The organism is Enterobacter sp. BIDMC 26, assembly GCF_000534435.1.
Taxonomy (GTDB): domain Bacteria; phylum Pseudomonadota; class Gammaproteobacteria; order Enterobacterales; family Enterobacteriaceae; genus Enterobacter; species Enterobacter ludwigii.
On record NZ_KI973182.1, the window covers coordinates 2,160,739 to 2,185,620 of the forward strand.

The window sequence follows — 24,882 nt, forward strand, 5'->3', positions numbered from 1 at the left end:
TACATAACAATGAAACGTTCTCATCTTTGGGTTTTAAATCCTTGCTTGCTTGCAATGCTTTCTACCTCTGCGTGGGCGGAAGAACAAAAGGAAGAAAATATTGTTGTCTCCGCCAGCCGCGCGCACCGCAGCGTGGCGGAGATGGCGCAGACTACCTGGGTTATTGAGCGTGCTGAGATTGAACAGCAGGTTCAGGGTGGAAAAGAGATTAAAGAAGTCCTGGCGCAGTTGATCCCGGGCATGGACGTCAGCAGCCAGGGCCGCACCAACTACGGTATGAACCTGCGCGGCCGCTCGATGATGGTGATGGTGGATGGCGTGCGTCTTAACTCGTCCCGCAGCGACAGCCGCCAGCTTGACTCTATCGATCCGTTCAACATTGACCGTATCGAAGTGATCTCCGGCGCCACGTCCCTCTACGGCGGCGGCAGCACCGGCGGTCTGGTGAATATCGTGACCAAAAAAGGCCAGCCGGATACCGAAGTGGAGTTCCAGACCGGAGCAAAGAGTGGCTTTAACAGCCACAACGACCACGATGAGAACGTGTCAGCCGCGGTGAGCGGCGGCAACGACAATGCCTCTGGCCGGCTGTCAGTATCGTATCAGCGCTACGGCGGCTGGTACGACGGCAAAGGCAACGAGGTGATTATTGATAACACCCAGACCGGATTACAGTATTCCGACCGTCTGGATGTGATGGGAACAGGCACCCTCAACATCGACGATCATCAGCAGCTGCAGCTTACGACGCAATACTACAAGAGCGAGTCCGACGGGAAGCACGGCCTGTTCCTTGGGGAAAACTTCTCCGCGGTTACGGGTGATGCCAAAGCCTACAATAAAGGCAACCTGAACTCTGACCGCCTGCCGGGCACAGAGCGGCATCTGATTAACCTGCAGTACTCCAACACCGATTTCTGGGGCCAGGATCTGGTCGCACAGATTTACTATCGTGACGAAAGCCTGACCTACTACCCGTTCCCGACACTGACCAAAGGCGTGGTGAGCAGCATCGGTGCGTCGCAGCAGAAAACCGATTTTTACGGCGGCAAGCTGACGCTGAACAGCAAACCGATGGATGATTTAACGCTGACCTGGGGTGTGGATGCTGACCACGAAACCTTCGACGCTAACCAGCAGTTCTTCAACCTGGACAAAGCGGCAGCAAGCGGCGGTATGGATCTGGAGAACGCCTATAACGTGGGCCGTTACCCGGGTTACAGCATTACCAACCTCGCCCCGTTCCTGCAGGCCAGCTACGACATTGATGCCATTACCCTGAGCGGCGGCGTGCGCTATCAGTACACCGAAAACAAGGTGGATGACTTCGTTGGTTATACCCAGCAACAGGCCATCGCTAACGGGAAAGCCACATCGGCTGATGCGGTACCGGGCGGGAAAACCAATTACAACAACTTCCTGTTCAACGCCGGGATCCTTGGCCGTCTGACCGAACAGCAGCAGCTGTGGTTTAATTTCTCCCAGGGCTTCGAAATTCCGGACCTGGCGAAGTATTACGGCTCCGGTACCTACCAGCTTGTCGACGGGCACTATCGCCTGCTGAACAGCGTGAACGTTAACGACTCGACGCTGGACGGCATTAAGGTTAACGCGTATGAGCTGGGCTGGCGCTACACCGGCGACAACCTGCGCACGCAGGTTGCGGCGTACTACTCGCTCTCGGATAAAACCATCACCATCAACAAAACGGACATGACCATCAACCTGGAAGACGACAAACGTCGTATCTACGGGATTGAAGGCCAGGTGGACTATTTCTTCACCAACAGCGACTGGAGCACCGGCGCGAACTTTAACGCCATTAAGTCTGAAACCCGCGAAAACGGTAAATGGGAGAAGCTGACGGTAGACAGCGCCAGCCCATCGAAAGCCAGCGCCTGGGTCAACTGGGCACCGGGCGACTGGACCCTGCGCGTGCAGAGTACGCAGACCTTTGACGTGTCTGATGCCGACGGTAAGAAGATCGATGGCTATAACACGGTCGACTTCCTGGGCAGCTACGACCTGCCGGTGGGTAAAGTGAGCTTCAGCGTGGAAAACGTGCTGGACAAAGACTACACCACCGCCTGGGGTCAGCGTGCGCCGGGGCTGTATAGCCCAACCTACGGTGCACCAGGTCTGTATACTTATAAAGGCCGTGGCCGTACGTTTGGTCTTAACTACTCCGTACTGTTCTAATCCTGCGCGCCGCCTGCGGGCGGCGCAATTTACTGTGTAATTTCAGCACAAATTTGCTATAAAATCAGCGATTTGCTGAAATTGTCGGCAAACGAACGAAAAATGCGTTTTCCCCCTTTGACAAGACGAACTGAGGTCGATACTATGCGCCTCGTTCACACGATTCCTCTGTAGTTCAGTCGGTAGAACGGCGGACTGTTAATCCGTATGTCACTGGTTCGAGTCCAGTCAGAGGAGCCAATTTAAAGAAACCAGATGTCTACTGACGTCTGGTTTTTTGCTTTCTATCAATTGGTTAATCCTTCTAGCTTGTCTACTCACGTCTAGTAAAAAACACCCGAAGCTACACCCTTTTGCTGGTAAAGCTGGTTCGGTTTTTCTTTTACCAGCATCCAGGGGTAACCGCCATGCCACTTACTGATACCAAAGTAAAAAATGCTAAACCCGCTTAAAAGCCCGTTAAGCTCACTGATGGGTTCGGCCTCTACCTTCTGGTACATCCTAACGGTTCAACGTACTGGCAGTTGGGTTATCGCTTTGAAGCGAAACAAAAGGTGTTTTCCATAGGTGTCTACCCTGCCGTTTCTCTGGCAGACGCAAGGCAACGCCGCGACGAAGCCAAAAAGCTTTTAGCATCAGGAGTTGATCCCAGCGCTAAAAAACAGGCTGACAACAAAACCACGATGGAAAAGCGTAACAATACCCGCGCTTTTAAAACCGTTGCTAAAAGCTGGTTTGCAACCAAAACTAACTGGTCAGAAGATTATCAGTGCTCAGTCTGGACTCGTCTTGAAACTTACCTGTTTCATGATATCGGTAACAAAGATATAGGTGAGTTAGATACGGGTGATCTTTTGGTTCCAATCAAGAAGATTGAAACACTCGGTTATCTTGAAATCGCTATGCGTGTAAAACAGTACGCTACCGCTATCCTACGATATGCTGTTCAGCAAAAGATAATCCGCTTCAATCCTGCCTATGATCTGGAAGGTGCAGTACAGAAGCCACAGACAAAACATCGACCTGCAATTGAACTGGAAGATATACCAGCACTTCTGGAACGTATTGATGGTTATCAGGGACGTAGCAGGCTCACGTTACTGGCGATCAAGCTCAATCCCCTGACGTTTGTGCCTTCCAGTGAACTACGATTCGCCAGATGGTCAGAAATCGATTTTAAGGGTGGGCTTTGGGTCATCCCGGAACAGCGTGAAGCAATTGAGGGCATTAAGCATTCTGCTCGTGGTGCTAAAATGCGAAGGAAACATTACGTGCCACTGTGTAATCAGGCTCTAATCATTATTGAAGAGATAAAGACACTGACTTATGGCGTAAACAATGATAACGATTTTATCTTTACGGGCTGTTATGACGCGATGAAGCCTATGAGTGAAAACACAATCAACAAGGCGCTACGTAAAATGGGCTATAACACCAAAACCGACTTGTGCGGTCATGGTTTCCGTACCCTAGCTTGTAGTGATCTGATTGAATCAGGTATCTGGTCAGAAGATGTTGTTGAACTTCAAATGAGCCATATGGAAAAGAACAATGTCCGTGCAGCCTACACACATAAGGTCAAACATCTTGAACAGCGCCGCTTAATGTTACAATGGTGGGCTGATTTTCTCGATGCAAATAAGAATTCTATAGTAAGACCGTTTGATTTCGCAACTAATAAAAATCATTAGAATAACGATAACGGGAAGGCCCCTCTATAAGGGGCTAAATGGTAAAGAAAAATTAATAATAAAATCCAGCAATGACATTCAAGCAAAAAATGTTAATACTGAATATTAAATTTAATTCCTGCCGCACCCGGTGGGTTTGTCCAACCCTTCACAGACCAAAACAAGTTTTAGTCAGTTCAGCGTTATATCTGAAAAGCCTTTACTTGATTCATAGCAGTTAAAGCTGTCTTATCTTTTTTACACTGTTCGAGTGCTCTGGACAACTTTTCATGAAACCGCTGATTTGAATATATCTGAGCGATATCTTTACCCGACATCGTCATTATGTTTCCAACGTTTTTCCTGTAATTTTTAATAAAACTTTCAATATCAAACTTAAACTCATCATTGAAGATGTTTTCAAATTCAGATGTCGCAATCTCCGGATAACAATCTGAGAGAATGGAGAACAGAAAAAAAGCCATATGATCTGTTGCTGCCGCAATGACCTCATCATTGCTTTCTCTACCTTCCAAATTAATCTCATTCATTTTTATTTTTCTTCTCTGTCAGTTTCTTTTCGAGCATTGCGGAAAAAGTGTTATTAAGCTGCATTGCCTTTCCCTTTTCAGTATTTTTGTCATTGTATCAGGCTGAATAACACTTCCCGATTCATGATATAACTTAATATCGTCTTTTTCATGAGCATTTTTTATATAATTTTTATTTCTTTGCTCTTTTCTCAGACTTTCATTTTCTCTGGCTCTGCCCCAGTTACTTAACCAGGTTTTTCGTTGTACATCTGTCGAGCTGGCGAAAGTCAGTAGAAAACCAATTAACAAATCATGATTAATATCCAGCCCCAGATACTTTGCCACCTCACCGCCAAGCACAATTGGTTCCGGACACGTCAGTGCCATCCGGTTCGGTCAGCAAATCATCTCTGAATTTAAACGCGACCGCCTTCACAGGGAGGTGGCCCGCACTCAGGGAACCCGTGAACAGACCCGCCGGTATGACAGTCTCGGCAGACGTACCGGGCAGCGCAGTTTCTCACCCGACCTGCCGGAACAGACAATCTTCGAACGCGCCTTCAACTACACCGGGCGTGGAGAATTGTCAGACGTCAGTGACACCCTGCGTGGCAACACAATTTACGGCTATGATGAGGAAGGCCGTTTTCTCAGGCACTACGAAGCCCGTCCGGACCACAGTAACAGGAGGTTCCGGTACGACGCTGCGGATAACCTGCTGCCGGATGATGACCTTCCTGCCCTGTCGCTGAGGGATAACCGCCTCACGCACTGGCAGAACCTGTTTATGAAATACGACTGGTGGGGTAACCTGGTCTTTCGCCGAAGTGGTCTGTATGAACAGCATTATGTATACGACGCGGAAAACCGCCTGATACGGGCCGGGGGCAATGGACCAGAAGGCAATTTTACCGCCCGCTACCATTATGACGCCCTGGGCCGCCGCACACGCAAAACGGTCACCATGCCACACGGCACCACAAAGACCCGCTTTCTGTGGCAGGGATACCGGCTGTTGCAGGAACAGCAGCAGAACGGACAGTGTCAGACATATGTTTACGACCCGAACGAAACATACAGCCCGCTGGCGCGTATTGACCATTTGCGTGACGAAACCAGCGGAGAGGTTCTCTGGTTCACAACCGATCTGAACGGTGCACCGCTGGATATCACTGATGAACAGGGACAACTCCGGTGGAGCGGTCATTACGGGAATTTTGGTGAGGTTGCACGACAGACGGAAGGCTTCCACAGATTCACGCAGCAAACTGCCCTCGCTCATCAGCCACTGCGCTATGCCGGGCAGTACGCAGACAGTGAAACGGGATTACACTATAATATGTTCCGTTATTACGATCCGAAGGTTGGGCGGTTTACGGTGCAGGACCCGATTGGATTACTGGGAGGCTGGAATCTTTATCAGTATGCACCGAATCCGCTGGGTTGGATTGATCCGTGGGGGTTAGCTAACAGGCCAAATAATGGTGAATATCATATTTTTCATGATTATTCACTTGACCCTCAATATCGATATTCCAGTGATGCAGTCCAGTTCAACAGAGCTAATGTGGATTTTGTTCAGAAAATGGAGACGAATCCGGAATTTCGCCAAGATATGCTCAACAGATATCCAAAACTAAATGACTGGCTCAAAGATGGGGATATGAGCAGAAGTCCTTCGGGATTAACCTGGCATCACCATGAAGATATAAACAGACTGACTCTGGTCGACAGAGCAGACCACAGATCTAATCATTCTTTATATCATCCAACTGGTAAAGGTGGACGTGATATATGGGGTGGTGGAAAACCTGGACGACAAGGTAAGCTTGATGGTCCTACTGGTAGAAAAATTTGTAGCTAAACCTAAATAAAAAGGGGATAGTATGTCGATTAAAGGTAACCATATGAAATTGAAAGATATAATTGATATCATGGTTAAATCGCGTTGTGAAGATGATAATTTTTGCATTTATGGCTCAGACGGAGAGTTATTCGGAGAAAAAGAATATTTTGTCTCCGGTTATCCACAGGTAGATGAAAACGATAAAGAAGTCTATCCGCAAGATGCGGCTAGCAGAGATTTATCATATATTTATTCTGGTGAGCAGTTTGCTGATGTAATCTTATCAGTAATCGAACAAAAACCTTCTGCCAGTAATCAAGATTTTATTGATGCTTTAAACTATTACCTTGAGAATGATGATTTTTTAGATTTCTGACATTTATCCAGACAGCCTGCACACTATTTTTAAGGGTTGCAGGCTGTATTAAACTATTTTCAGCGCCATCTTCATCAGAAATTAACTGAGGATATGAACAGACGTTAGTCTCGCGAGGACAATCACTTGTAATCATTTCATGACATTCGTGAAAGCCATTATTCTAACTTAATTCTTTTGTTGAGGATGATTTTCAAACAGCCCTCGCTCATCAGCCATTGCGCTATGCCGACAGTGAAACGGGATTACACTATAATCTGTTCCGTTATTACGATCCGCAGGTCGGGCGTTTTACGGTGCAGGTGACCTTCCCCCAGTATTAGCTACAACCGTCAGTTAGTAATGTCGGTTTGTTTACCTTCACATTTTCCATTTCGCCACCGTGCTGCAAACTCTGATGGCGTCTGATAATTCAGTGCCGAATGTGGCCGACACTCGTTATAATCCTGCCGCCAGTCATTAATCGTTTTCCGGGCATGAAGAATATCGCTGAACCAGTATTCATTCAGACACTCATCGCGACAGCGTCCGTTAAAACTCTCAATAAATCTGTTCTGCGTTGGCTTACCTGGCTGGATAAGCCGTAGTTCCACGCCATGCTCAAAGGCCCATTGATCGAGCGCGCGGCAGGTAAATTCCGGGCCCTGATCGGTTCTTATTGTCGTCGGATAGCCCCGAAATAGCGCGATGCTGTCCAGAATACGCGTGACCTGAACGCCTGAAATACCGAAAGCAGCGGTGATCGTCAGACACTCCTTCGTGAAATCATCCACACAGGTCAGGCACTTGATCCTGCGACCGTTGGCCAGTGCGTCCATAACGAAATCCATCAACCATATAAGGTTCGGCGCATCCGGGCGCAGAAGCGGAAACCGTTCGGTCGCAAGCCCTTTACGGCGTCGTCTGCGTTTTACGCTCAGTCCATTAAGGTGGTAAATACGGTATACCCGCTTGTGATTGACGTGAAGGCACTCCCTACGCAGCAACTCCCAGATGCGCCGATAACCAAAACGTCTGCGTTCAAGCGCCAGCTCAGTAATACGCCCTGATAAATGTGCATCAGCAGCCGGACGCTGAGCATCATAACGGCAGGTCGACAGGGACAAACCTGTAAGCCTGCAGGCACGACGTTGCGTCAAACCGGTCGCATCACACATCAACACCACGGCTTCACGCTTCTGCCCTGTCGTCAGTACTTTCGCCCCAGAGCCACCTGAAGCGCCTCCTTATCCAGCATGGCTTCGGCAAGCAGCTTCTTGAGCCTGGCGTTCTCTTCCTCAAGCGACTTCAGGCGCTTAACCTCAGGCACCTCCATACCGCCATACTTCTTACGCCAGGTGTAAAAGGTAGCGTCGGAAATGGCGTGCTTACGGCAGAGCTCACGGGCAGAAACCCCGGCTTCAGCCTCGCGGAGGATACTGATGATCTGTTCGTCGGAAAAACGCTTCTTCATGGGCATGTCCTCATGTGGCTTATGAAGACATTACTAACATCGCGGTGTATTAATCAACGGGGAGCAGGTCAACCGGCCAATCTGTCAGTAATACTCACTCAGGCCGTAAGATACTGATGATATTCGCCATAACGAATTTATTGTAATGTCTGTTTATCATCTTCAATGAAGCGTTATTTCACACAGACAGGAAAACTGGAATCATGATAAAGCTGATTGGCATGATGGATTCTCCTTATGTACGCCGCGTGGCGGTCTCCCTGGAACTTTATGGCGTTGCGTTTGAAAGCCAGCCGTTGTCCGTATTCAGCACATTTGAGGAATTTTCCCGGATTAACCCTGCGGTAAAAGCGCCAACGCTGGTTCTGGAGAATGGAACACGTCTGATGGACTCGTCTCTCATACTGAATTATTTTGAGGCTCAGGCCGCGCCTGAACGGAGACTCCTGCCCGTGACGCCGGATGCACTGGCGAACGATCTCCAGACGCTGGGCTTTATCCTCGCCGCCGCGGAGAAAGCTGTGCAAAATGTGTACGAACACAATCTGCGCCCGGCGGAGAAACAACATAATCCGTGGATAGAACGTATTACCGTCCAGCTGCTGGCTGCCTGTCGGGAATGGAACGCGCTGCTGGAAGCACGCCCGGAAAACGCGGTGGCCGATCAGGTTGCTGTTACCAGTACGGTTATCTGGACATTTATTCAGTCAATGATCCCTCACGTCGTTAACGCCGGGGATTTTAAAAAGATTCAAGCGGTAGCCGACGTTTTCGAAAACCAGGCGGCATTTAAAAAATACCCTTTTAGTTAACGCTTCGCTCGGCGTGTTATAGGGCTTTTCAGCCCCTTTTTTTTGCCGCACGCGAGTATTATCCTCATCTAAAAGAATCATATTTCTTTATTCTTATATGTAACCCAATGGAAATATGAGAAATATTTCAATATAAACCAATCTTATGACGTCACAGGGTATCGTTATTCATCAGGGTATTCTTGAGAACCAGTAGTCAGGAAATTAAACGGTTTCAATAAAAAAGCCTGCTTTAATTGCAGGCTTGTGCTTCTTGTCGACGGGGACGGGTGCTATAAGGGGCTTAAATCTGATAATCAATCGCCACTTCTTCTGGCTCCATCACCTGACGTTTAATCTCATCCACGGACAGCCCGGCGTTGCAGAGTTCGATAAAGCGCCACACATAGTTGCGCTGCAGTTGTCCACGCTTCAGGCCGAGCCATACGGTATTGGCATCAAAGAGATGACGCGTATCCAGTCGTACCAGGCTCTCCGTCTCGCGTTCACCACCGGACTGTTCCGCCACCAGACCAATGCCCAGCCCCAGCTCGACGTAGGTTTTGATCACATCAGAGTCCTGTGCACTCAGTACCACATCCGGCGTTAAGCCTTTGCGGTTAAAGGCTTCATCAATGCGCGAGCGTCCGGTAATACCCTGCCGGTAGGTAATCAGTGGCCATTTCGCGATATCTTCCAGCGTCAGTGGCGTAACCTGATTCAGTGGATGGTCGACGGGAAGTAACAGACTGTGGTACCAGCGAAACCACGGGAAAGCCACCAGCAGCGGATCGTTGCTCAGGCGTTCACTGGCAATGCCGATATCTGCCCCACCGTTTTGCAACAGCACGTCAATTTCCTGCGGTGTGCCCTGGATAAGCTCCAGACGGACGTCAGGGAAAAGTTCACGGAAGGCTTTAATCACCGGCGGCAGGCTGTAACGCGCCTGGGTGTGGGTGGTGGCGATAGTGAGGACGCCCGAGGCGTCACTGGTAAAGAGATCCGCCAGGCGACGCACATTGCTGGCCTCGTTGAGGATCCGCTCCGCGATGGTCAGCAAGGCTTTTCCCGGCTCCGTCATGCCAAGCAGACGCTTGCCGCGACGGATAAAAATCTCTATCCCCAGTTCTTCTTCCAGCTCGCGGATATGGCGACTGACGCCGGACTGAGAGGTATAAAGCATATTGGCGACCTCGGTCAGGTTGTAGTCCCGCCTGGCCGCCTCACGGATAATTTTAAGTTGCTGGAAATTCACGATTCACTCCGGCGCATCTGACATAACGCTATTGTTAGAGTCAGCCGACCTGCAGAACAAATAATAAAAACCAGCATCTTATGCTTTTATGGAATATCAACTCACCAGCTGCAGCTCACGGTTCTCCAGAGACGGTTTGCTGACCAGCGACATCAGAATCTCTTTTACCGCCTGCGCCTGAGGTGACAGCGATCCGCGCGCGGACATATTCAGCGACAGCGGTAAGCTCATCGAAGGCGTGGTGATGCGCGCCATCCAGCCGTTTGCCGCGCTGCACAGCGAACGTGCTGCGGATTCTGGCAGAACGGTCACACCCATACCGCTGGCTATAGCGGCGGTTAGCGTGGAGATGGAATCAATTTCACCGATAATTTTTGCCGTCAGGCGGCGCAGGGAGAACGCTTCATCCACACGCACGCGCACCGCGCTGTAGTCACGCGGCAGGAACAGATTCATTTCTGCAACGGCCGTCAGATCGACGCTCTGCCCCGGACAGTCGCGGGTGCCCACAAGGTAGAGATCTTCTTTCAGCAGCGGCTGGCTGGTGATCCCGGCCACCGGTGAGCGGTCGTACAGCACCGCCATATCCAGCTGGCCGCTAAGAAGTTTGTCATTCAGCACAGAACCGCTGTTCTCATGCAGGTAAACCAGTACTTCTGGCAGCTCTGCGCGGACGGCCTGCAGCAGCGGCATGGTAATAGAGGATGCGGCCGTTCCCGGAGCCAGCCCAATGGATACGTGGCCGCTCAGCGTCTGGCCCACGTTATTCACCGCCAGCTGCGCCTGTTCGCACTGGCGAAGGATGGTGCGCGCATGGGTATAAAGGATTTTGCCTGCTTCCGTTGGCGTCACGCCACGTTTGGTGCGGATCAACAGCTGCTGATCCATCTCGCCTTCCAGAGTAGCCACCTGCTGGCTCAGCGCAGGCTGCGCGATATGCAGCACTTCCGCCGCTTGAGTCAGGCTGCCGATATCGACGATTTTTACGAAGTATTTCAGTCGTCTTAAGTTCATTTTGCCCCCTGTTCGAAATGCTGTGCCGGTACTGGCTTTTCATTGTTGATAGGGTTTTGCAATATGAATGCCAGTTTTACGAAGAGGTCTGATTTGTCGCTAAGCGGCTGAAAATAAGGAAAGCTAATCATAAGCAGCAGTTTTATTACTGAAACAGCAGTTTATGATCTGCCCCATTAGGGGTATGTGCGCACCATTACGGTGCATTCCGGCGTCAAAAACGCCATTTTGCTGATTTTGTCAGCAAACGATCAAAAGGCGTTGATCCACCCTTTGACAAGGCCGGCTGACGTCGATAATATGCGCCCCGTTCACACGATTCCTCTGTAGTTCAGTCGGTAGAACGGCGGACTGTTAATCCGTATGTCACTGGTTCGAGTCCAGTCAGAGGAGCCAAATTTGAAAAGCCTGCTTTTATAGCAGGCTTTTTGCTTTTCTGCGGCAGGTAAAATTGCCCTCAGTTGCTGAGCTTAACCGGCATCCCTGACCGACGTTCCAGTTCCGCGCCCGCCCCCTCGTTGACAAGCTCGGTTCGCAGCGAGGCAGATAGCGGCAAAGGCACTTTCCGGGTCGATTCAAATTCCGCCCGGTTCCGTGATAGCGGTTCATGCACCTCTACCCAGCGGCTGCCGTCCGGCTCTGTCGTCACTTTAACGGGCTGATCGATAAGCTGCACACGGGTGCCTACCGGGACGTTATCGAAAAGATATTTAATGTCGTTATTGCGCAGACGAATACACCCCTGGCTCACCCGCAGTCCGATGCCAAAATTGGAGTTTGTCCCGTGAATGGCATACAGCCTGCCAATATAAATCGCATACAGTCCCATTGGGTTATCGGGCCCGGCGGGCACGAATGCAGGCAGCGTTTTCCCCTCTGCCGCATAAGCGCGGCGCGTATTCGGCGTAGGAGACCAGGTGGGGCCTTCCTGCTTACGTTCTACCGCTGTGACCCAGTTTCGCGGGGTTTCGCGCCCGGCCTGACCAATGCCGATGGGTAACACTTCAACGGTATTGCTGCCTGGTGGGTAATAGTAGAGGCGCATTTCTGCCGCATTAACGATAATTCCCTCGCGGACGGTGTCAGGCAAAATCAGCTGCTGGGGTATCACCAGTTGCGTACCGGATTTAGGCAAAAAAGGATCCACGCCCGGGTTCGCTTCCAGCATATTGCTCAGACCCTGCCCGTATTGCGCGGCAAACGCTTCGAGCGGTAGCGTATTGTGATCCGGCACGGTAATGGTTTGCGAAGTGCCCACCAGCCGACTGCCTGTCGGCGGTAAAGGATAACTTACCGCCTGAACGCTCTGGCTGATAAGTAATGCAGCAAGACAACTCAACACATTTATACGACACATATTCCCTTCCTCAGTCGCACCTCGATTTGCTAAGCATAGCGTAGCCGCTTTGCATTACCCATCAGGAAATAAAATCAGTTTGCACACGCGCCCTGGCGCGGTAGTCTCATACGTTCCGTTTATATGACGGTGGCTATGTGAGTGACCTTTTCTTATACCAATAATTAGAAATACGTGCAGACAGGACAACTATGGACTCCACTCTCACCTCCACACATCCCAACGAGGAGACACCTTCGCTCAATCGTGCCCGCCGCGCAGCCCTCGGCAGCTTCGCGGGTGCCGTCGTCGACTGGTATGATTTTCTGCTTTACGGCATTACTGCCGCGCTGGTGTTTAACCGCGAATTCTTCCCCCAGATTAGCCCGGCAATGGGTACGCTCGCCGCGTTTGCTACCTTTGGCGTCGGCTTCCTGTTTCGTCCACTGGGCGGAGTGATCTTCGGCCACTTCGGTGACCGTCTCGGACGCAAACGCATGCTGATGCTCACCGTCTGGATGATGGGCATCGCCACCGCGCTGATTGGCGTTCTCCCTTCATTTTCCACCATTGGCTGGTGGGCGCCGGTGCTGCTGGTTACGCTGCGCGCCATTCAGGGCTTCGCGGTAGGCGGCGAATGGGGTGGCGCGGCGCTGTTATCCGTTGAGAGTGCCCCGAAGAACAAGAAAGCGTTTTACAGCAGCGGCGTGCAGGTGGGCTATGGCGTAGGTCTGCTGTTCTCCACCGGGCTGGTGTCGCTGATGAGCCACTTCACCACCGATGAACAATTCCTGAGCTGGGGCTGGCGCATTCCGTTTATCTTCAGCATCGTGCTGGTTGTCGCTGCACTGTGGATCCGCAACGGCATGGAGGAATCTGCTGAGTTCGAACAACAGCGGCAAGAACCGCCCGTTGCCAGAAAACGGCTTCCGGTGATGGAGGCGCTTGTCCGGCATCCTGGCGCTTTTCTGAAAATTATCGCCCTGCGCCTGTGCGAACTGCTGACGATGTATATCGTGACCGCGTTTGCCCTCAATTATTCAACGCAAAATCTCGGTCTGCCCCGCGAGCTGTTCCTGAACATTGGCCTGCTGGTCGGCGGGATCAGCTGCCTGACTATCCCCTGCTTCGCCTGGCTGGCGGACAGGTTTGGTCGCCGTCGCGTCTATATCACTGGGGCGCTGATTGGCACCCTCAGCGCCTGGCCGTTCTTCATGGCGCTGGAGGCACAGTCGATCTTCTGGATTGTCTTCTTTGCCATCATGCTCGCTAACATCGCCCACGATATGGTGGTCTGCGTGCAGCAGCCCATGTTTACAGAACTGTTCGGGGCGAGCTATCGCTACAGCGGCGCGGGCGTAGGCTATCAGGTGGCAAGCGTGGTCGGCGGCGGGTTTACGCCATTTATTGCCGCCGCGCTGGTGACCTTCTCCGGGGGCAACTGGCACAGTGTGGCACTTTATCTGCTGGCCGGTTGCCTGCTGTCAGCGGCGACGGCGTTATTGATGAAAGAGACGAGCCACACCTGATCTCACTTTTGTTTCACAGGCGTGTGACATACTATCGGGTAGAGTCGCACACCTGTGGAACAAGGAGACAGAGATGAATAATAAGGGCTCCAGCCTGACCCCGGCTCAGGCACTGGAAAAACTCGATGCACTGTATGAACAGTCCGTCAACGCGCTGCGCAGCGCCATCAGTGAGTATATCGAAACAGGGAAACTCCCCGACGAAAAGGCCAGAAGTAAGGGCCTTTTTGTTTATCCATCGCTTTCCGTCACCTGGGACGGCAGCGCGACTAACACGCCGAAAACGCGCGCCTACGCACGCTTTACCCACTCCGGCTGCTACAGCACCACCGTCACCCGCCCTGCACTGTTCCGCCCTTATCTTGAAGAGCAACTCACGCTGTTGTATCAGGATTACGGCGCGCACATTGCCGTTGAACCCTCACAGCATGAGATCCCGTATCCGTATGTGATTGACGGTTCGGCATTAACCCTTGACCGCTCCATGAGCGCGGGGCTGACGCGCCATTTCCCGACCACCGAGCTGTCGCAGATTGGCGATGAGACGGCGGATGGTATCTACCACCCGGCAGAATTTTCACCGCTGTCGCACTTTGATGCCCGCCGCGTGGATTTCTCTCTGGCGCGCCTGCGTCACTACACCGGGACGCCCGTCGACCATTTCCAGCCCTTTGTACTGTTTACCAACTACACCCGCTATGTCGACGAGTTTGTCCGTTGGGGCTGTAGCCAGATCCTCGACCCGGATAGCCCTTACATCGCGCTGTCCTGCGCCGGCGGTATCTGGATCACCGCGGAAACCGAGGCACCCGAGCAGGCCATCTCCGACCTGGCGTGGAAAAAACACCAGATGCCTGCCTGGCACCTGATCACCGCTGACGGCCAGGGGATCACCTTAATTAACATCGGGGTTGGTCCGTCAAATGCCAAAACCATCTGCGATCATCTGGCAGTATTGCGCCCGGACGTGTGGCTGATGATTGGACACTGCGGTGGCCTGCGTGAAAGCCAGCTGATTGGCGACTACGTGCTGGCCCACGCCTATCTGCGTGATGACCATGTGCTTGACGCTGTGCTTCCACCGGATATTCCTATCCCGAGCATCGCCGAAGTGCAGCGTGCGCTGTATGACGCCACCAAAGAGGTGAGCGGTATGCCGGGTGAAGAGGTTAAACAGCGTCTGCGTACCGGTACGGTAGTGACGACGGATGACCGCAACTGGGAACTGCGTTACTCCGCCTCCGCGCTGCGTTTCAACCTCAGCCGTGCCGTCGCGATTGATATGGAAAGCGCCACCATCGCCGCACAGGGATATCGCTTCCGCGTCCCTTACGGCACGCTGCTGTGCGTTTCCGACAAACCGCTGCACGGCGAAATTAAGCTTCCGGGTCAGGCCAACCGTTTCTATGAAGGGGCAATCTCCGAACATCTGCAAATCGGCATTCGCGCCATTGATTTGCTGCGTGCGGAAGGTGACAGGCTGCATTCCCGTAAATTACGTACCTTCAACGAGCCGCCATTCCGCTAACCAGAACAAGGAATAACCATGCACACCCCATCACGCTTATCGGCCCTGCGCCGGTGGCTACAGGAAAACAATCTTGATGGCATGATCGTGCCGCGCGCGGATGCCTGGCAGAGTGAGTATTGCGCGCCGTACGATGAAAAGCTGGCCTGGCTGACGGGCTTTGATGGCTCCGCAGGTCTGGCGCTGATTCTGAAAAACACAGCCCTGCTGTTTGTCGATGGTCGCTATCAGGTTCAGGCTCGCCTTCAGGTCAATATGGATGAAATTGAAATCCACCATCTGCACAATGAACCGCTGGCCGAATGGCTCACAGCCAACGTCGGGGCCGGCATGCGTATTGGGTTTGAAGCACTGCTAATGACCAATACGGAGTTCGGGCAACTGTCTGCAACACCCTGTGAACTGGTTCCGCTCAGTCAGTCGCCGTTTGATACCTTATGGCACGATCGCCCTGCCGCGCCGGCGGGACGTATTCGAGAAATGCCGGTGGAGGTCAGTGGCGAAAGCAGCCTCGCCAAACGCCAGCGCGTTGCCGCCGTGCTGGCCGCACACGATGCCGATTATCTGGCCGTGACTCTGCCGGATAACATCGCCTGGCTGTTGAACGTGCGTGGCGCCGACATCCCATCCAGTCCTGTTCCCCTCTCCTTTGCCCTTCTTGACCGTGACGGTAGCGTGGAGTGGTTTGTTAACGACAATAAGCTCAGCGAGCTACCCGAGATCGTGAGAAACGCGTTCAGGATTGCGCCACAGGATGCCTTTATCGAACGCTGCCAGCGCCTGTCACAAGGCAAGCGGGTGATGGTTGATGCCGATTCCGCGCCGGTCGCCCTGCGCTTTGCCATTGAGCCAGAGGGCGAAATAGTCTGGCAAACCGATCCCATCACTCTGATGAAAGCCACTAAAAACCCGGTCGAACTTGCCGGGTATCGCGAGTGTCATCACCAGGACGGTGCTGCCTGGGTGAATTTCCTGGCCTGGCTAAGCCGTGAAGTCCCCCTGCGTGAGGCGGCGGGAAAACCGCTGACGGAGCTGGAAGCGCAGGCGCAGCAGCTTGCGTTCCGTAAACAGCAACCTGGATTTATTGAGCAAAGTTTTGCCACCATCTCCGCCTCCTCCAGTAATGCGGCGATGTGCCACTATCACTCAAGCGAAGCCAGCAATAAGCCCATCGGTCATCATCATTTTTACCTTAATGATTCCGGCGGTCAGTACCATAACGGCACCACTGACGCCACGCGTACGCTGGCATGGGGTAGCGTGCCGCCACAGCAGAAGTTGCACTACACCGCCGTACTGAGAGGGTTCCTGTCGTTGATAACCTTACAGTTTCCCTCCGGCAGCCAGGGCCATCAGCTCGATGCCTTCGCGCGTCGTCCGCTGTGGGAAATGGGGCTGGATTACGATCACGGGACAGGGCATGGCGTAGGACATCAGTTGCTTATCCATGAGAACCCGCATCGTCTCGCCAAAAAGGTTAATCCGTGGCCCCTGGTGGCCGGCACCATCATGACTATCGAGCCTGGATATTATCTGGCGGACAGCCATGGGATCCGCATTGAAAACCAGGTGGAGATTGTCGAAAGCCGTCCGGGATTCTGCACGTTTTCCTCACTGACGCTGATCCCGATCGACCTGAGCCAGGTCGAGTTACAGCTGTTGAACGAACAGGAAAAACAGTGGCTGGATGAGTATCATCAGCAGGTGCGTGAGGCCCTGTTACCGTTGGTCGACAGCGACGCGCGGCAATGGTTGCTTGAGGCGACGATGCCGGTTCGGGTTAACCATTAGAAATAGCAGTGGATGCCGGGCGGCGGTTTCGCCTGACCCGGCTGTAAGCCCGTCGCATCGGACCTTTTCAGAACGCAGAAAAGCAAAAAGCCTGCTATAAAAGCAGGCTTTTTAAATTTGGCTCCTCTGACTGGACTCGAACCAGTGACATACGGATTAACAGTCCGCCGTTCTACCGACTGAACTACAGAGGAATCGTGTGAACGGGGCGCATATTATCGATGCTCCCCGATGATGTCAAAGGCAGAATGCATATTTCTGACTGTTTGCCGAATTATTCTCCACTTCGCGCATTTGTCAGGCATTCTGTTGATTCTGTGGTCGTTGGTTCCTGTTTTATTCGCGGGTATTTCCAGAGCCAGCGCCCACTGACCATACGCCAGTAGAACAACGCCCCACGCACCGCCCAGTCAAGGAACATCCCCAGCCAGACGCCGACTACCCCCATGCCAAGCATGACCCCGAGCGTGTAACCCACCACCACACGGCAACCCCACATGCCGAGCATCGACACCCACATCGCGAAGCGTGCATCGCGTGCCCCTTTCAGCCCGGCAGGCAGAACCCATGAAGCCGCCCAGATGGGCATAAAGGCCGCATTCAGCCAGATCAGGATCTTAACGACCTCTTTGACATCATCTTCGTGGGTATAAAAAGAGGCCATAAGCCCGGCAAAGGGGGCGCTTCCCCAGGCGATCAGCGTCAGGCCAATGGTTGACAGCCAGAAGACGTGCCGCAACTGCCGTTCCGCCTGTCCTATCTGCCCTTTCCCCAGCCGTTTACCGGTGATGATGGTCGACGCCGAACCGAGGGCGTTGCCCGGCAGGTTTATCAGGGAGGCGATGGAGAAGGCAATAAAGTTACCGGCGATAACGTCGGTCCCCATCCCGGCGACAAACATTTGCGTCAGCAGCTTGCCCCCGTTAAACAACACGGATTCAATACTGGCGGGAATACCAATTCCCATCACTTCCCAGATAATGGCGAAGTTAAAGGGGCGGAAATAGCTCTTCAGCGTAAGGCGCAGTGACGGCGTGATCCCCGCCATCAGCACCCCGAGAATGGCGGCCGCACCGATATAACGTGAAATCGTTAACCCCAGCCCGGCGCCCACGAACCCGAGCCCGTCCCAGGAGAAGACGCCGTAGATCAGCACACTGCTGATAATAATATTCAGGATGTTCATCCCGCCGTTTATCAGCAACGGAATTTTGGTGTTGCCCGCCCCGCGCAGCGCGCCGCTGCCAATCAGCGCGATGGCTGCAGCCGGATAACTCAGGACCGTCATTTCCAGGTAGGTCAGCGCCAGGTCTTTAACTTCATTTGTGGCCTCACCGGCGACAAAATCGATAATTTCCTTGCCGAAATAGTGGATCACCGCCGCCAGCACGATCGAGAAAATGGTCATGATCATCAGCGACTGTCGGGCAGCCTCGCGCGCACGTTTAGGATCGAGCTTGCCGAGGCTAAAGGCGACGACAACCGTCGTCCCGAGGTCAATGGCAGCAAAGAACGAAATAACCACCATGTTAAAGCTGTCCGCCAGCCCGACACCGGCCATCGCCTCTTTACCCAGCCAGCTGACCAGGAAGGTACTCAGCACCCCCATCAACAGAACGCAGGTGTTTTCCAGGAAAATAGGCACGGCAAGGGGGGTGATTTCACGCCAGAACAGAACACGATAGCTTTTACGCTTTGCATACCATGGCGTGCGCATAATCGCCTGGCGTAGGGGGGCAGTGACGTTCAAAATGGACCTTAACGAGAAAGTTGAAACTCCATTTCAAATGATGGGGGAGAAATGCTAAACCTGCAAAGTATTTTCCATAAAAAGATGTGTGGATTTACAACAAACTGTCGACAGAATCATCAATCGATCGCTAATCGCTAAGATCAGGTTTGACAAAACTTTTTTCGCCGCTAAGATAAGCCTCCACAACGATTCCTCTGTAGTTCAGTCGGTAGAACGGCGGACTGTTAATCCGTATGTCACTGGTTCGAGTCCAGTCAGAGGAGCCAAATTTAAAAAGCCTGCTTTTATAGCAGGCTTTTTGCTTTGCTGGTGAGGGAAAATGAACGCTCTGTTTGTCTACGGCACGCTACGCCCGGGTCACGCGAATGCACATATTCTTGAAAACATCGGTGGCGAATGGCAGGCCGGTTTTGTCACCGGGACGTTTTACGAACGTGGCTGGGGCGCGGCGGCAGATTTTCCGGGGATAGTGCTGCACCCGGACGGCCCACGCGTGGAGGGCTTTCTGTTTATTTCTGATAGCCTGAGTGCACACTGGCCAATGCTGGACGAATTTGAAGACGGCTACGATCGGGTTGAGGTCAATGTGACCACGCCGGATGGAAAACAGATCAACGCCTGGATTTATCAGCTACAGCCGCGTACTGCGTAATAAAAAAGGCTCTCTGTCACCAGAGAGCCTTTTTTGTATTCATCGGCGATTACTCGCTTTTGGCTTCACCGTTTTTGATTTCGCCCATTACTTTCAGTTTCTTGGAGATATCACGGCGTTCTTTAGACAGCTCAGCGTTTTTGATGATGTAGTCATCAACGCGGTCTTCGTAGTCGCTCTTCATGCTGGCGATGATGCCCTGAATAGCCTCAACGCTCATGCCTGGCTTGATATAGTCGCTCAGGTTATCGAGCAGCAGGACACGTTTCTGGTTGTCACGGATCTTCTTCTCAACGTCCTGGATTTCACGCTGCAGTTTGTTTTTGCGGCGGAACAGGCGGACGAATTCCAGAACATCCTGGAACGAAGGCTTGGTAGTTTCCATTTTTACACCCCTGATAATGTGAGATTCGGATTCGTTAAAGCAACCGTTGTAACAATAACCTTACTGACAGCGGCTGCGAATGACAATGAGTATATCGTTTAAAGCTATCATAACCCCAATTGATGCTGAATCGAAGCAGCAGGCGTCACATATGGAGATAGCTGCTCTTTATTTGCGCAGCGCCCGGCAAATGAGATGCGACAGTAGCTCCAGCTGCCGCGCCAGCTCCATGCTCAGCCAGACATAACCATGAATAGGCGTTTCCGCAACGTTATCGCTCTGACGCTCATTCATTAACTGCTTCAGCTCAGCAACGATCTCATTCAGACGTTCACTGTTCGCCAGGATGGGCTGCGGGTTACCTTCATAAAGCGCGTGGGCGATGGTGAGCAGCGTTTGCTGCGTCATCTGCTGCGTCTCTTTTAAGGTATGGGCGTTGAGCATTAAAAGGTGGCTGGGACGAGAAGCCCAGTGCGCGTTGATTTGCAGCTCAAGCATGCATACCAGATTGCGGCTTACCGTCTGAATGGCTTCAAAAATAGATTTCTGGATATGGGTTTCTTTGCTGGCCGGGGTAATCAGCCCGCGCATCCTGACCACATCGTTGAGGATCGTTTGCAGATGTTTTTCCAGCCGGGGACGTTCCACCAGGTTAGGGGAAAATCCGGCCTGATAGACACGGTTGAATGCGGTGACATAGTTAGCCATCTGAATACGCCAGTGCAGAAAAGCACGCTGTGGCCAGATGCCGGTAAAGAGCATAGCCAGCAGTGAGCCGAGGATAACGTCCCCGCTTCGCCACAGGGCAGTCGTCATATCCCCCGCCGGTGCACCGACCACCACCGACAGCGTGATACCAATCAGCAGCGCCTGATAGGGCCTTTTGCCTAATGCCAGCCAGCCGCAAAGGAACATCGCGACACCGCACCAGATCAACATAACCGGAAACGAGATAAGCTCAAGCTTCAGCGCGATAAGCCCCAGGGCAGAGCCTAAAACGGTACCGCCAATGCGCTCGAAGGCGCGTGGAACAACGTTCCCCCAGAACGAAATAGGCCCCATCACGACCACCAGCGTGATAAGCGGCCATGTTCCCTCAGGAACATCCAGCAAACGAACCAGCACAAACGTCAACACAAAAGCCAGCGCGATACGGCACCCATGTACCACGCGGTAGTGTTTGTACAGACGAATTTCAAAAGGGGTTAATGATTTGTCGGGACGCACACCCGCTCTCCAGCTACACGGCAAATCACAATTGTACTGTGTTTTCAGCCGGGCGGATCACACCCGGCTGAAAAACCCTGTAATAACCAGGCTTAACCGGCTTTGTGCTCTACACCAATATACATTTCGATGTCCCAGTAACCGTCCGCGTTACCATCATTAAGGTAGCGCTCGAAGCAAGGTTTAGGGGCCATCTGGTAGCTGTTGTCCTGCAAGAGGGAATTAAAGAACTGGTTCCATGGGGTCGCGAAGTCATGGTTTTCAACGCGCGCCGTCGCCACCGCATACTCTCCAGCGGCGATTTCCGTCATCATGACGCCTTCGCTGTTTTCAGGAATGACAAAATCATCCGGGACCGTTACGGCCGTGTCACAGCGCAATTTTTCTGCCGGGACCTCGTCCGGATTATCGTAGTAAACCGCAACCCACTCCAGCGGCTGAATGTGACGTCCATCCACCCACATGACTAACTGTTCGAAGCCCTGTTTAACCGTTTTGTCCCACGGCCCGACCAGATGAAAGCCGGCGATTTTACGTTTCTGTTGCTGCTTGATGCTGTAGTCCATGCTGCCTCCTTTTATTACTGTATATTTATACACTATAAAGCAGGTTTTAACCGTTCAGCAAACGAGGAGTGTTTATTATGTGAGCAGACTCGCAACCGCGCCAGTCTGCTCATGTGCTTTAACGCAGGCCGTTACAGCGTGTGATGCAGATAATCGCTCAGACGGGAGAAGAGGCCACCTTTATTCACCGCTTCGAGCGTCACCAGAGGCCAGTGCGCCACGACTTTATCACGGTCGTAAAGCTGGATCTCCCCTACCCGCTGATGAGCCGCAATCGGCGCTTCCAGCTCTTTTTTATCCAGCACGTACTTGGCTTTGATGTTAGGAACTTCTGTTTTAGGCAAGGCCAGCCAGAAATCCTGGTCGGTGCCCAGTTCCACCTGCTCTTTATCGCCATACCAGATACGCTCTGTTCCCACTTTTTTGCCGTTATGCAGGATCTGCACCGTATCAAAGTTCTGCTGCCCCCAGTGCAGCAGCCTCCGGGCCTGTTCCTCACGCCCTTTCGGGCTGTCAGCGCCCATCACCACCGCGATTAAACGACGCTGACCGTCAACCGCTGACGCAATCAGGTTAAAGCCCGCTCCCGACGTGTGCCCCGTTTTCAGGCCATCAACGTTCATGGTTTTATCCCACAGCAGGCCGTTACGGTTTTGTTGGGTGATCCCGTTCCAGGTAAGGCTCTTTTCGCTGTACATGTGGTAGAACTCTGGCTCGCCGTGAATGATAGCCCGGGAGAGCACGGCCAGGTCATAGGCAGAGCTGTGCTGGCCCGGCGCGTCCAGACCGTGGACGGTTTCAAAGTGGGTATCGCGCAGGTTCAGCTTTTGTACATAGTCGTTCATCATCTTCACAAACTGCGGCTGACCACCCGCCACATGATCCGCCAGCGCCACGCAGGCGTCGTTACCGGAATCCACAATCAGTCCACGGCTCAGGTCACGCACCGAGACGCGATCGCCCTCTTTCAGGAACATCAGCGACGATCCTTCAAACACCGGGTTCCCTTTTGCCCACGCGTCGCGGCCAACGGTAACGATGTCATCCGGGGTAATGCGGTGGCTGTCGATGGCCCGATCGACAACGTAGCCCGTCATCAGCTTGGTAAGGCTCGCCGGATTACGTTGTTGATGTTCGTTGCCCGCCGTTAAGATCTGACCAGTCGTGTAATCCATTAGCACCCAGGAGCCCGCCTGAATGGCCGGAGGCTGCGGCGAAAAATCCAGTGGATCGGCCGCGAAGGCAGAAGAGACACTCGAAGCGAGTAAAGAAACAGCAATAAACAGACGGCGTTTCAACGGTATATCCTCAGGTCATTAAAAATCGATGACCTTTTTACGGGAGTTCTGTTGTCGTTACCTGGCTTAATTGCAAAAAAATGTGACAGAAAGCAGATTTTACGCTGAAGCGGCCTCGCAAATTTGCACGGTGAGGGCGCTTTTTATTCGGACTGACCTGCACGATCGTTTACCATAGAGACGTCATTTTTTAACAGGATGGTATTACTGGTGTCTGATTCAGCCGCGCGCCCTACATTTTTGTTCCACGACTACGAAACCTTTGGCACCCACCCGGCGCTGGATAGACCGGCACAGTTTGCGGCCATCCGTACCGACGATGAATTCAACATCATAGGCGAGCCTGAGGTCTTTTACTGTAAGCCGGCCGATGACTACCTGCCCCAGCCCGGCGCGGTAATGGTCACCGGGATCACCCCACAGGAAGCCCGGGACAAAGGCGTGAACGAGGCCGCATTCGCCCGGCGCATTCACGACCTCTTCACCGTCCCGAATACCTGCGTGGTCGGTTACAACAACATCCGTTTCGATGACGAAGTGACGCGCAATATCTTCTACCGCAACTTCTACGATCCTTATGCCTGGAGCTGGCAGAACCGCAACTCGCGCTGGGATTTGCTCGACATTATGCGTGCCTGCTATGCGCTGCGCCCGGAAGGCATCAACTGGCCTGAGAATGACGAAGGGCTGCCGAGTTTCAGACTGGAACACCTGACGCGCGCGAACGGTATTGAGCACAGTAATGCCCACGATGCGATGGCCGATGTCTACGCCACCATTGCTATGGCAAAGCTGGTGAAAACTGCTCAGCCGCGGCTGTTTGACTATCTGCTGAGCCACCGCAGCAAGCAGAAACTCACCACGCTGATTGATGTGCCGCAGATGAAACCACTGGTACATATCTCCGGTATGTTTGGCGCCTGGCGCGGCAATACCAGTTGGGTCGCTCCGCTGGCCTGGCATCCGGATAACCGTAATGCCGTGATTATGGTGGATTTAGCCGGTGATATTACACCGCTGCTCGATCTCGACAGCGATACGCTGCGCGAACGGCTCTATACCCCAAAAGATGAACTCGGCGATCTGCCCGCGGTGCCGGTCAAACTGGTCCATATCAATAAATGTCCGGTCCTGGCCCAGGCCAATACGCTGCGCGCAGAGGATGCCGACAGGCTGGGGATTAACCGTCAGCGTTGCCTGGATAACCTCAAGGTGCTGCGTGAAAACCCGCAGGTGCGTGAGAAAGCGGTGGCGATCTTTGCCGAAGCCGAACCCTTTGTTCCGTCCGACAACGTCGATGCGCAGCTGTACAACGGCTTTTTCAGCGACGCAGACCGTGCGGCAATGAATATTGTTCTGCAAACCGAACCGCGTAACTTACCCGCGCTGGATATTACCTTCGCGGATGCACGTATCGAAAAACTGATGTTTAATTACCGCGCGCGCAACTATCCTGGCACGCTGGATGAAACCGAACAGGCGCGCTGGCTTCAGCATCGTCGTCATGTGTTTACACCGGAGTTTCTGCAGAGCTACGCGCAGGAGCTGGAGATGCTGTATAGCCAGTATGAAGGAAATGCTGAAAAGCAGGCGCTGTTAAAAGCGCTGTATCAGTATGCGCAGGAAATCGTCTGACAGATTTTGGGCGAAAAAAAACCGGAGGCGATGGTCTCCGGTTTT

At 52.7% G+C, this 24,882-nt stretch carries 19 protein-coding genes, 4 tRNA genes and 3 pseudogenes; 14 read left to right on the forward strand and 12 right to left on the reverse strand.

Features of this window, described 5'->3' with window-relative positions; genetic code table 11:
- Positions 1-9: 9 nt before the first annotated feature.
- From L462_RS13145 to L462_RS0123570, 3 genes and pseudogenes are all read left to right on the forward strand, one after another.
- Positions 10-2,199 (forward strand): TonB-dependent siderophore receptor, encoded by a 2,190-nt coding sequence (locus tag L462_RS13145; protein ID WP_032678488.1) that lies wholly within the window; start codon positions 10-12, stop codon positions 2,197-2,199.
- A gap of 164 nt (positions 2,200-2,363) precedes the next feature.
- Positions 2,364-2,439, forward strand: a tRNA-Asn gene (locus L462_RS13140).
- 167 nt (positions 2,440-2,606) lie between these two features.
- A pseudogene (locus L462_RS0123570) lies at positions 2,607-3,890 on the forward strand (tyrosine-type recombinase/integrase).
- A 182-nt stretch (positions 3,891-4,072) separates the two neighbouring features.
- On the opposite strand, the gene L462_RS13135 reads toward L462_RS0123570, so the two are convergent.
- Positions 4,073-4,420 carry a hypothetical protein gene (locus tag L462_RS13135; protein ID WP_032678489.1) on the reverse strand — a complete coding sequence of 116 codons (348 nt, stop codon included), beginning with the start codon at positions 4,418-4,420 and terminating at the stop codon, positions 4,073-4,075.
- Between the two features lie 18 nt (positions 4,421-4,438).
- Positions 4,439-4,762 (reverse strand): hypothetical protein, encoded by a 324-nt coding sequence (locus L462_RS0123575; RefSeq protein ID WP_032678490.1) that lies wholly within the window; start codon positions 4,760-4,762, stop codon positions 4,439-4,441.
- Positions 4,763-4,766: 4 nt separating this feature from the next.
- Between L462_RS0123575 and L462_RS13130 the strand changes: the two are divergent.
- From L462_RS13130 to L462_RS25120, 3 genes and pseudogenes are all read left to right on the forward strand, one after another.
- A pseudogene (locus L462_RS13130) lies at positions 4,767-6,266 on the forward strand (RHS repeat-associated core domain-containing protein); the annotation flags it as partial.
- A 22-nt stretch (positions 6,267-6,288) separates the two neighbouring features.
- Positions 6,289-6,624, forward strand: a complete 336-nt coding sequence (locus tag L462_RS13125) for a DUF7716 domain-containing protein (RefSeq protein ID WP_032678492.1) — start codon at positions 6,289-6,291, stop codon at positions 6,622-6,624.
- A gap of 194 nt (positions 6,625-6,818) precedes the next feature.
- A pseudogene (locus tag L462_RS25120) lies at positions 6,819-6,926 on the forward strand (RHS repeat-associated core domain-containing protein); the annotation flags it as partial.
- A gap of 30 nt (positions 6,927-6,956) precedes the next feature.
- On the opposite strand, the gene L462_RS0123580 reads toward L462_RS25120, so the two are convergent.
- Positions 6,957-8,077, reverse strand: a protein-coding gene (locus L462_RS0123580; protein ID WP_155964429.1) for an IS3 family transposase whose coding sequence is annotated in 2 segments (ribosomal slippage) — positions 6,957-7,819 and positions 7,819-8,077 — 1,122 coding nt in all. Because the reading frame shifts where the segments join, the coding sequence is not laid out codon by codon here.
- Between the two features lie 203 nt (positions 8,078-8,280).
- Between L462_RS0123580 and L462_RS13115 the strand changes: the two genes are divergently transcribed.
- Positions 8,281-8,889 carry a glutathione S-transferase family protein gene (locus tag L462_RS13115; RefSeq protein ID WP_014884434.1) on the forward strand — a complete coding sequence of 203 codons (609 nt, stop codon included), beginning with the start codon at positions 8,281-8,283 and terminating at the stop codon, positions 8,887-8,889.
- Positions 8,890-9,172: 283 nt separating this feature from the next.
- On the opposite strand, the gene cbl is transcribed toward L462_RS13115, so the two are convergent.
- Together cbl and nac are read right to left on the reverse strand one after the other, a co-directional pair.
- Complete coding sequence (cbl, locus tag L462_RS13110) at positions 9,173-10,123, reverse strand: HTH-type transcriptional regulator Cbl (RefSeq protein WP_032678494.1); 951 nt, start codon at positions 10,121-10,123, stop codon at positions 9,173-9,175.
- Between the two features lie 96 nt (positions 10,124-10,219).
- Positions 10,220-11,137, reverse strand: a complete 918-nt coding sequence (gene nac / locus L462_RS13105) for a nitrogen assimilation transcriptional regulator NAC (RefSeq protein WP_014170773.1) — start codon at positions 11,135-11,137, stop codon at positions 10,220-10,222.
- A gap of 320 nt (positions 11,138-11,457) precedes the next feature.
- Between nac and L462_RS13100 the strand changes: the two genes are divergently transcribed.
- Positions 11,458-11,533, forward strand: a tRNA-Asn gene (locus L462_RS13100).
- Positions 11,534-11,594: 61 nt separating this feature from the next.
- Here L462_RS13100 and ldtA read toward each other — a convergent pair.
- A complete protein-coding gene (ldtA, locus tag L462_RS13095; RefSeq protein ID WP_032678495.1) occupies positions 11,595-12,494 on the reverse strand; it encodes a L,D-transpeptidase in 900 nt (299 codons plus the stop codon).
- A 191-nt stretch (positions 12,495-12,685) separates the two neighbouring features.
- Between ldtA and shiA the strand changes: the two genes are divergently transcribed.
- The 3 genes from shiA (at position 12,686) to L462_RS13080 (ending at position 17,321) form a co-directional block, all read left to right on the forward strand.
- The gene (gene shiA, locus L462_RS13090; protein ID WP_032678496.1) at positions 12,686-14,002 is read left to right on the forward strand and encodes a shikimate transporter; all 1,317 of its coding nucleotides are present in this window, start codon (positions 12,686-12,688) and stop codon (positions 14,000-14,002) included.
- A gap of 73 nt (positions 14,003-14,075) precedes the next feature.
- Complete coding sequence (locus L462_RS13085; protein WP_014170778.1) at positions 14,076-15,530, forward strand: AMP nucleosidase; 1,455 nt, start codon at positions 14,076-14,078, stop codon at positions 15,528-15,530.
- 18 nt (positions 15,531-15,548) lie between these two features.
- On the forward strand, positions 15,549-17,321 hold the full coding sequence (locus tag L462_RS13080; protein ID WP_032678497.1) for an aminopeptidase P family protein: 1,773 nt from the start codon (positions 15,549-15,551) through the stop codon (positions 17,319-17,321).
- A 118-nt stretch (positions 17,322-17,439) separates the two neighbouring features.
- On the opposite strand, the gene L462_RS13075 is transcribed toward L462_RS13080, so the two are convergent.
- Together L462_RS13075 and emmdR are read right to left on the reverse strand one after the other, a co-directional pair.
- A tRNA-Asn gene (locus tag L462_RS13075) sits at positions 17,440-17,515 on the reverse strand.
- Positions 17,516-17,595: 80 nt separating this feature from the next.
- Positions 17,596-19,071 carry a multidrug efflux MATE transporter EmmdR gene (emmdR, locus tag L462_RS13070; protein ID WP_072031449.1) on the reverse strand — a complete coding sequence of 492 codons (1,476 nt, stop codon included), beginning with the start codon at positions 19,069-19,071 and terminating at the stop codon, positions 17,596-17,598.
- Positions 19,072-19,264: 193 nt separating this feature from the next.
- On the opposite strand from emmdR, the gene L462_RS13065 reads away from it, so the two are divergent.
- A tRNA-Asn gene (locus L462_RS13065) sits at positions 19,265-19,340 on the forward strand.
- Positions 19,341-19,393: 53 nt separating this feature from the next.
- Positions 19,394-19,726: a gamma-glutamylcyclotransferase family protein gene (locus tag L462_RS13060; RefSeq protein WP_014170780.1), complete on the forward strand. Its 333-nt coding sequence runs from the start codon at positions 19,394-19,396 to the stop codon at positions 19,724-19,726.
- 49 nt (positions 19,727-19,775) lie between these two features.
- Here L462_RS13060 and L462_RS13055 read toward each other — a convergent pair whose 3' ends face one another.
- The 4 genes from L462_RS13055 to dacD all read right to left on the reverse strand — a co-directional run bounded on the left by L462_RS13055 (position 19,776) and on the right by dacD (position 23,202).
- Positions 19,776-20,111, reverse strand: coding sequence for a DUF496 family protein (locus tag L462_RS13055; protein ID WP_008499467.1), 336 nt, complete (start codon positions 20,109-20,111; stop codon positions 19,776-19,778).
- Positions 20,112-20,279: 168 nt separating this feature from the next.
- Positions 20,280-21,338, reverse strand: a complete 1,059-nt coding sequence (locus L462_RS13050; RefSeq protein WP_032678500.1) for an FUSC family protein — start codon at positions 21,336-21,338, stop codon at positions 20,280-20,282.
- 92 nt (positions 21,339-21,430) lie between these two features.
- The gene (gene sbmC / locus L462_RS13045) at positions 21,431-21,904 is read right to left on the reverse strand and encodes a DNA gyrase inhibitor SbmC (protein WP_032678501.1); all 474 of its coding nucleotides are present in this window, start codon (positions 21,902-21,904) and stop codon (positions 21,431-21,433) included.
- A gap of 131 nt (positions 21,905-22,035) precedes the next feature.
- On the reverse strand, positions 22,036-23,202 hold the full coding sequence (gene dacD, locus L462_RS13040) for a serine-type D-Ala-D-Ala carboxypeptidase DacD (protein WP_032678502.1): 1,167 nt from the start codon (positions 23,200-23,202) through the stop codon (positions 22,036-22,038).
- Positions 23,203-23,400: 198 nt separating this feature from the next.
- Between dacD and sbcB the strand changes: the two genes are divergently transcribed.
- The gene (gene sbcB, locus L462_RS13035; protein WP_369797549.1) at positions 23,401-24,837 is read left to right on the forward strand and encodes an exodeoxyribonuclease I; all 1,437 of its coding nucleotides are present in this window, start codon (positions 23,401-23,403) and stop codon (positions 24,835-24,837) included.
- Positions 24,838-24,882: the final 45 nt, after the last annotated feature.

Excerpts from the sequence above, each read along its gene's own strand:
- L462_RS13145 (WP_032678488.1), top strand. The coding sequence starts at position 10 with ATGAAACGTTCTCATCTTTGGGTTTTAAATCCTTGCTTGCTTGCAATG.
- sbcB (WP_369797549.1), top strand. The coding sequence starts at position 23,401 with ATGGTATTACTGGTGTCTGATTCAGCCGCGCGCCCTACATTTTTGTTC.
- shiA (WP_032678496.1), top strand. The coding sequence starts at position 12,686 with ATGGACTCCACTCTCACCTCCACACATCCCAACGAGGAGACACCTTCG.
- L462_RS13135 (WP_032678489.1), bottom strand. The coding sequence starts at position 4,420 with ATGAATGAGATTAATTTGGAAGGTAGAGAAAGCAATGATGAGGTCATT.
- L462_RS13085 (WP_014170778.1), top strand. The coding sequence starts at position 14,076 with ATGAATAATAAGGGCTCCAGCCTGACCCCGGCTCAGGCACTGGAAAAA.
- nac (WP_014170773.1), bottom strand. The coding sequence starts at position 11,137 with ATGAACTTAAGACGACTGAAATACTTCGTAAAAATCGTCGATATCGGC.
- L462_RS13125 (WP_032678492.1), top strand. The coding sequence starts at position 6,289 with ATGTCGATTAAAGGTAACCATATGAAATTGAAAGATATAATTGATATC.
- ldtA (WP_032678495.1), bottom strand. The coding sequence starts at position 12,494 with ATGTGTCGTATAAATGTGTTGAGTTGTCTTGCTGCATTACTTATCAGC.
- L462_RS13055 (WP_008499467.1), bottom strand. The coding sequence starts at position 20,111 with ATGGAAACTACCAAGCCTTCGTTCCAGGATGTTCTGGAATTCGTCCGC.
- L462_RS13115 (WP_014884434.1), top strand. The coding sequence starts at position 8,281 with ATGATAAAGCTGATTGGCATGATGGATTCTCCTTATGTACGCCGCGTG.
- L462_RS13080 (WP_032678497.1), top strand. The coding sequence starts at position 15,549 with ATGCACACCCCATCACGCTTATCGGCCCTGCGCCGGTGGCTACAGGAA.
- L462_RS13060 (WP_014170780.1), top strand. The coding sequence starts at position 19,394 with ATGAACGCTCTGTTTGTCTACGGCACGCTACGCCCGGGTCACGCGAAT.
- sbmC (WP_032678501.1), bottom strand. The coding sequence starts at position 21,904 with ATGGACTACAGCATCAAGCAGCAACAGAAACGTAAAATCGCCGGCTTT.